Genomic DNA, 7,008 nt, shown 5'->3' on the forward strand with positions numbered 1-7,008 from the left:
GCAGGTAAGGGGTGTCACGATCACAGGGACGGAAATGGCTCATGCGCGCTCGCTCATCGGAACCCTGACCGATCCGATCCCCTCGCGCTTGAAAAGTTCCACGCTAAGTCCGACAGGCTGCTAGCGAGGCGGTCTTGGGCCTCGAGCAGGGTGCGCTCCGCATCGAGCACCGTCAGAAAATCGGCCGCGCCTTCCTCGAAGCGTTGCCGCGCAAGCCGTGCGGCTTCTTCGCTCGCTTGAGCCGAGGTGCTGACAAGATCGCGCCGCGCCTGCTCCCGCCCCAGTTCGACCAGAGCGTTCTCGGTCTCCTCCAGCGCCCGGAGCACTGTCAGCTCGTACTGTGCCAGGCTCGCCTCGGCGCGCGCATCGGCCTGACGGATGCGCGCGCGCACCCGTCCGAGGTCCAAGGCGGCCCAGCGGATCGACGGGCCGAAGGAATAGCTATCGCTGCCTGAGCTGCCCAGGCCGGTGAAGCTACTTGCCTCCAGCACAATGCTGCCGACGAAGGTGACGCGCGGGAAGAGATCGGCCGTGGCAACGCCGATGCGGGCGGTTGCAGCGGCGAGGTTGCGCTCGGCCCCGCTGATATCCGGCCGGCGCCGGAGCAAGTCTTGCGGACGGCCGAGCGTCACGAGCTTTGGTGCCTCCGGCAGAGGCACAGGTCTTTGAAGTGCGGTCACAAGTGCCTCGGGTTGGCGGCCCGTTAGCACGGCCAAACGGTGCATGGCGCGCCGGATGGCCGCCTCGAGCGGGGGAATACTGGCCCGGGTGGCATCGAGCTGGGCCCGCGCCCGCGCGGTATCGAGCGCGGTGCCCCGCCCGCCCTCCAAGCGCGCGACGGTCAGAGCGAGCGTCTGGCGCTGGTTGTCGGCGTTGCGCCAGGCGACCGCGAGCTGATGTTGGGTGCCGCGCAACTCGAAGTAATTGCGCGCCATCTCGGCCAGGAGGCTCACCAGGACATCGTGCAGGGAAGCCTCGGCGGCATCACGCTCCGCGGCGCGGGCCTCGATGGAGCGGCGCACGCGGCCGAAGAGATCGAGCTCCCAGAAGGCGTCGAACCCAACGTTGTAGAGCTCACGATCCCGATCCGCACCGCCGAAGCCCTGCAGGGCCGTTTCGCTCTGCTGTTCATTTGAATACGCGGCGTCCGCGGTGACGGTGGGGTAGCGATCGAAGGCGGTTTCGTCCCACAAGGCCCGGGCCTCGCGCAGCCGTGCGGTGGCGATGCGCAGATCATGGTTGCCCGCCACCGCGAGATCCACCAGCCGTTCGAGCTCCTGATCCTCGAATCCTTGCCACCAGCGGGTGTGTGCTGGATCCGTCGACAGACCCGACTGGTCGGCATTGGCAATGCCGGCGGATAGCTCCGTTGTCGGGGTCTGATGATCCGGGCCGACCAGCGTACAGCCGCTCAACAGGGCGAGGTTCAACGCCAGGACCGCACCTTGTTTTGCACTACTCACGGGATGACCTCCGCGGAGGCCATCGCCAAGGAAGGTGCTGCCGCACGTGGGCTCGGCCGGCGCTGGGCCGCGATCAGCGAGTAGAACACCGGTACGACGAACAGGGTGAACAGGGTGCCGACGGTCATGCCCGCGACCAGCACCGTCCCGATGCTGTTGGGGCCTCGGCGCCGGGCCCGGATACGAGCACCAGCGGGAAGTGCCCGAAGGCGGTGGCCGCCGAGGTCATCAGCACCGGTCGCAGCCGAGTCAGCGAGGCCTCGCGCACCGCGGCCATCTTCGCGAGACCACGGGACTGCAGCCTGTTCGCGAACTCCACGATCAGGATGCCGTTTTTGGCGATCAGTCCCACCAGCGTGATCAACCCCACCTGCGAGTAGATGTTGATGGTGGTGAGGTCCAGGAAGGTGAACACCAGCAGCGAATCCGAGCGTGGCGGTGAGCGCCGAGCTCTCGCGGCGGATCTGCCGCGACTCTCCGGCGTGATTGAGGACGACGCCCTGAGCGCCCGCCGCGGCGGTTTCGAGGACGCGCAGTCCCTCGTCCTTCGTGACGCCCGGCTTGACGCCGCCGAAAATGCGTACCGCGTTGCGCTGCTGGAAGCGGTTCAAGGTGCGCGGCGCGGTGCTGGTCTCGATGTGCGTGAAGGTCGACACCGGCACGAGCTGGCCGTCCGGCGTCTTGATCTTGAGGTCGAGGAGAGGGCCGAGCGTGGCCCGGTCCTCTTCCCCGATCTGGGGGATGACCTTATAGCTGCGTTCGAAGAAGTTGAACCGGTTCACGTAGTCGCCGCCGAGCAAGGTGCCGAGCTCCCGGCCGACGCCGGCCAGATCGAGGCCGAGGTCGGCGATCCGCTCCCGGTCGAGCACGACTCGCGCCTCGGGCAGATCGATCTTCAGGTCGGTGTCGACGTAGAGAAACTTGCCGCTCCGCCAGCCGGCGTCGAGCACCGCCGTGGTCGTCTCCAACATCTGCTCAGGCAGCGCTTCACTCTGCAGCACCAGCTCGACGTCGTACTGGCCAGGGGTTGGCAGCGGCGGGTCCAGGCGCGGGAAGACGCGCAGGCCGGGCACCTGCGACACGGAGGCATACACCTTGCCGTACATCTCCTCGGTCGAGCGCGTACGCTCGCGCCAGTCCTTCGCGACTATGCCCCTGAAGCCGCCCCAGGCCGAGGTCAGCGACCACATGAACTTCGCCTCAGGGGAACGACCTGAGCGCGTCGACCACGTTCAGCGATGCGCGGTTGGACGCCATGAACGAAGAGTCCGGCGACGCCTCGAGGAACAGGCTGATGTGGCTCTGGTCCTCGACGGGTGCCAGCTCCTGCCGCGAGTACAACTGCAACGGCCAGGCCGCGGCCATGACGAGCAGCGCCGCCGCGACGATCGCCCAGCGCATCTGCAGCGCACCGTCGAGCAGCCACGCGTAAGCGCGCCGCACCAGCTCGAACCGCCGCCTGGGCAAGTCGCGGATCGACGCTGCCCTGGCCGGGGCGCGCGAGCTGGTCGGCCCGATCATCGCGATGACGATCACGCTGGCCACGGTCTACGCGCCCATCGGCTTCCAGGGCGGCTTGACCGGCTCGCTGTTCCTGGAGTTCGCCATCACCCTCGCCGCCGCGGTCGTCGTGTCGGGCATCGTCGCGGTCACGCTCTCGCCGGTCATGAGCTCGCGCTTCGTGCACCCGCAGGGCAGGGAGGGCGGCTGACCGCCCTGGTCAACCGCCACGTGTCGCTCGACGTTCTCGACGACGACGATTGCGTCATCGACGACCAGCCCGACCGACAGCACGATCGCGAGGATCGTCAGGAGATTCAAGCTGAACCCGAACGCGAGCATGACGATCGCCGCGCCGACCAGCGAGACCGGCATTGCGACCAGCGGCACCAGCGCGGTGCGCATCGAGCCCATGAAAAGGAACACGACGAAGGCTACGATCAGGATGGTCTCGCCCAGCGTCTTCGTGATCTCCTTCAACGCGTCCCGCATGAACATCGTCCCGTCCCACATGAGGCGCATATCGATGTCCTTGGGCAGCGTGGGTCGAAGGCGCTCCATCGCGTCCCGCAGCCGCTGCGCGACCTCGAGCTCGTTCGAGCCGACGAGCGGCCAGACCCCCAGGTAGACGCCCTCCAGCTCATCGTACTTCGCCACAAGATCCGCCTCTTCGGCCCCAAGCTCGACCCGCGCCACGTCGCTCAGGCGCACGATCGCGCCGTCGCGGTCGGCGACGATCAAGTTCGCGAATTCTTCAGCGGCGCGCAGGTCGGTGTTCGCCAGCAGGTTGACCTGTACCAGATTTCCCTTGGTCTGGCCGACGGCGGCCAGAAGTTGTTGCGCTGGAGCGCCGCGTGTACGTCGCCGGGCGAGAGGTTCAGCGCGGCGAGACGATCGGGGTCAATCCAGACCCGCATGGCGAGTTGCCGGCAGCCCTCGTTGTTGGTCACGCGCTGGACGCCCTCGAGCGTCGCGAGCTGCGGCTGCACGGTGCGCAGGAGGAAGTCTGTGATGGCCGGCACGGCTCCGCTCGGTGGAGGTGAAACTGAGGTAGAACGACGCGTACGGCCGATCGGTGCGCTGCACCTCGACCCCCGGCGGCTCGGCTTCCTCCGGAAGCTCGGAGCGGATCTGCTGGAGCCGGGCGGTGACCTCGGCGAGCGCCGCCGTGCTGTCGTGGTTGAGCTTCAGCCGCACGGTGACGGTGCTCAAGCCGGCGCGGCTGGTCGATTCGATGTGGTCGACGCCGCCGATCGCCGACACGGCGCGCTCGATCGGCGTGGTCAGGAAGCCGCGAACGGTCTCGGCGCTCGCCCCGTAGTAGACCGTGGTGATCAGCACGGACGAGCTCTCGATCTGCGGGTACTGCTGCACCGGCAGGGTCGTTAGCGCCCGCCAACCCACCAGCACGAGCACGAGGTTGACGACCACCGCGAGCACGGGATGCTTGATGAAGACGTCGGTGAACGAGCGCATGTGGATGTGGTTGTCGCGTGGTCGCGGTTCCGCGTCAGCGCCCACCGATCACCTGGTCGCGCTCGCGACCGCCGCGGGGTCGCTCGCGATCGCGACGAGCACCGCCTCGCGCAGCTTGAAGGATCCCGACGCGGCCACCTGCTCGCCGGCGGAGAGCCCCGCGTGGATCAAGACCTCGTCGCCGAGCATCGCGCCGCTCTCGACCTGGCGCAGGTGCGCGTGGGTCTTGCCGTCCTTGGCCGGCGCGAGCACGAACACATGGTCGCCGCCCGGTCCCTTAGGCAGCGCGCTCGCGGGGACGGCGACGGCCGTGCGCGGTGGGCCGACCGGAACCTGGACGCGCACCGAGGCGCCCGGTCTTGGGGCGCCGGCAGCGTCCTCGATCCTCGCCCGCACCATGGCGTTGCGGGTCGTGGCGTCGATGCGCGCGTCGACTGCGACGACCTTGGCCGCGATCGGCGGCGAGTCGCTGTTGGCGAACAGCTCGACGCCGTCGCCCTCGCGCGGGGCCGCGGCCACGTGCTGTGCGACGGTGAAGTCCGCGTGCGCGGCGTCGTCGACGCCTTGCAAGGTCGTGAGCAGCGTGCCGTCCTCTAGGTACTGGCCAGGATGCACGTCCGAGATGCCCACGCGCCCGCGGAACGGCGCGCGGATCGTCTTGCGGGCGATGATCGCCTTGGTGCGCGCGATCTGCGCCAGCGCGACGTCGCGCTCCGCGCGCGCGATCCAGCTCCTCCTCGGATGCGGCACGAGTCTCGATCAGGCGCCGCGTGCGGCCCACCACGGTTTCCGCGAGGGCGGCCTGCGCCCTGCTGTGCCTTCAGCTCGGCCTCCTCGACGGAGACGTCGAGCGCGACCAGCACCGTGCCCGGGTCAACAATTTGCCCGGGCATGAGCATGATGTGGTGGACGGTGCCCGGCAGCTCGTTGCGCAGCGTGATCGAGCGCAGCGCCAGGACCGTCCCGATCGACGTCGTCGTCTGCCGGTGTTCGCGTTCCGGCCGTCACCGACTCCATCGGCTCGGGCTGGTCTGCGGAGGTAGCATCGGCTTCCTGTATGGAAGCGTGCTTCCATGCAGCGAGGGCAACTCCCATCCCGACGACCGTCACGAGCAGCAGAGAAGATCCGATCCAACGACGACGATTCATGAGCGGCGACCTCCTGAGCCCTTGGGGGCGCGGACCTTGGCCTTGGGCGACGAGCGAGCCGGCATTGAAGGCATCGAGCGGGCGAGCATGTCCTCGAGCGCGATGCGCACGCGAACCACCAGCTCCTGATTTACCGTGGCCAGCCCCAGCACCCAGTAGAGCCACAACCCGTCGATTGCCGCGGCGACGGCCTCGCCGACACCCGGCGGCAGCCCATCCTCAGCGGCGTTGAGCGAGCCTGCGCCATGCCCATGATCGGTATTACTCCGTGATTTCGTCATAGCCTCGCCCGAGGAACTGGACGAAACAGAACCCGTGGCCGAAGGGATCAGCCATAAGAGCGAGCTTGCCCCACTTGTGCGTAGCGATGGGCTTCTCTAGCCGCGCTCCAGCCGATACCGCTCCCTGAATCGCCGGTTCGATCGCGTCAACCACGAAATCAAGATGGACCGGCGTCCAATGTCGCTCGTAACTCCGACGCTGCAAGGTTGTATCTGAGGCCGGCGTCCCAGGTGATTTAACGAGCAGGTAGATTGGGGACGAACCCCCAAGCATCTCTATTCCGAAGGCTCCGAAGCGACGGCCGACCTTCAATCCAAAAGCAGAACCGTAAAAGCGGGCTGCCTTGTCGAGATCATCAACGTCGAGGTTCACGAGAAAGCTCATCTGACATCCTCCTGCGTTGCCCAAGGCTTGACTTCAGCCGCCGGACCGGATCCTCGGCTGCACCGATTTCTCGTATGTGATGGATTGCTTTAACGGAACTCACGAAGGATTTATCCCGAAAAGACTATTACTTGCGCAGCCCTTCTGCACTCATCGCCTCCTTCACCCATCTGCCGGAGCGGCCCATTTTTTGGAAGCATGGATCGTCCTCGCTCGCTTGACCTCTGCCGCAGTTCAACAGGGCGCTATGGTACAGTGCCGCTCGTGTGGCCGGCAATCGGGATCGTGATCCTCATGAGCGTGGCGAGGCCCATCCTCATCGCTCATCGCGGCGCGAGCGGTTATCTCCCCGAGCACACCCTGGCGGCCTATTGGCTCGCCATTGAGCAGAGCGCGGATTTCATCGAGCCCGACCTGGACATCACTAAAGACCGCGTGCTCAAACCCCCCGAAGAGGCCCTACGCGTCGCCTGCGAGGGCGTGGGGGCATCACCACGGCGCAGCTCCGGGCGCTGCTGAGCCCGAGGGACCTGGCCGACATCGAGGGCGGACATTACCAACCGGCGGTCGCCTTTGACCAGGCTAGCTAGCCACCCAGAAAACAGATCTGAAGTTTACTTAGTCTTGTATCATAGGTTATGTAGTTAAGGATTCGCGAAAATCGGCTCCAGACCGAATTGCAGCCGCCCACGTTGTCGATCCCGTTTAGGGTGTGCGCGTCGTGCGTTCCCGGCGAGGTAGTCGATGGCGCGTG

Annotated in this window: 6 protein-coding genes and 3 pseudogenes; 2 read left to right on the forward strand and 7 right to left on the reverse strand. The window is 66.8% G+C overall.

From position 1 onward, the window contains the following. Positions 1–53: 53 nt before the first annotated feature. From M3461_21655 to M3461_21665, 3 genes and pseudogenes are all read right to left on the reverse strand, one after another. Positions 54–1,463, reverse strand: a complete 1,410-nt coding sequence (locus M3461_21655; GenBank protein MDQ3776765.1) for an efflux transporter outer membrane subunit — start codon at positions 1,461–1,463, stop codon at positions 54–56. A 124-nt stretch (positions 1,464–1,587) separates the two neighbouring features. Then, positions 1,588–2,569, reverse strand: a pseudogene (locus M3461_21660) (efflux RND transporter permease subunit). A gap of 94 nt (positions 2,570–2,663) precedes the next feature. Further along, positions 2,664–3,008 carry a hypothetical protein gene (locus M3461_21665; protein MDQ3776766.1) on the reverse strand — a complete coding sequence of 115 codons (345 nt, stop codon included), beginning with the start codon at positions 3,006–3,008 and terminating at the stop codon, positions 2,664–2,666. Here M3461_21665 and M3461_21670 point away from each other — a divergent pair. Next, positions 2,926–3,138 (forward strand): annotated as a pseudogene (locus tag M3461_21670) (efflux RND transporter permease subunit). The gene M3461_21665 and the pseudogene M3461_21670 sit on opposite strands and share 83 nt — an antisense overlap. A gap of 92 nt (positions 3,139–3,230) precedes the next feature. Here the strand turns inward: M3461_21670 and M3461_21675 are convergent. The 4 genes and pseudogenes from M3461_21675 to M3461_21690 form a co-directional block, all read right to left on the reverse strand. Then, positions 3,231–4,439: pseudogene (locus M3461_21675) on the reverse strand (efflux RND transporter permease subunit). A gap of 48 nt (positions 4,440–4,487) precedes the next feature. Continuing rightward, positions 4,488–5,189, reverse strand: a complete 702-nt coding sequence (locus M3461_21680; protein MDQ3776767.1) for an efflux RND transporter periplasmic adaptor subunit — start codon at positions 5,187–5,189, stop codon at positions 4,488–4,490. A gap of 395 nt (positions 5,190–5,584) precedes the next feature. Then, entirely contained in the window at positions 5,585–5,869 is a 285-nt protein-coding gene (locus M3461_21685; protein MDQ3776768.1) for a hypothetical protein, read from the reverse strand. Continuing rightward, on the reverse strand, positions 5,850–6,254 hold the full coding sequence (locus tag M3461_21690) for a VOC family protein (protein MDQ3776769.1): 405 nt from the start codon (positions 6,252–6,254) through the stop codon (positions 5,850–5,852). Before M3461_21690 ends, M3461_21685 begins: the two co-directional genes overlap by 20 nt. Before the next feature lie 198 nt (positions 6,255–6,452). Between M3461_21690 and M3461_21695 the strand changes: the two genes are divergently transcribed. Then, positions 6,453–6,773, forward strand: coding sequence for a hypothetical protein (locus M3461_21695; GenBank protein ID MDQ3776770.1), 321 nt, complete (start codon positions 6,453–6,455; stop codon positions 6,771–6,773). Positions 6,774–7,008 lie beyond the last annotated feature (235 nt).

Source organism: Pseudomonadota bacterium (assembly GCA_030860485.1).
GTDB lineage: Bacteria > Pseudomonadota > Gammaproteobacteria > JACCXJ01 > JACCXJ01 > JACCXJ01.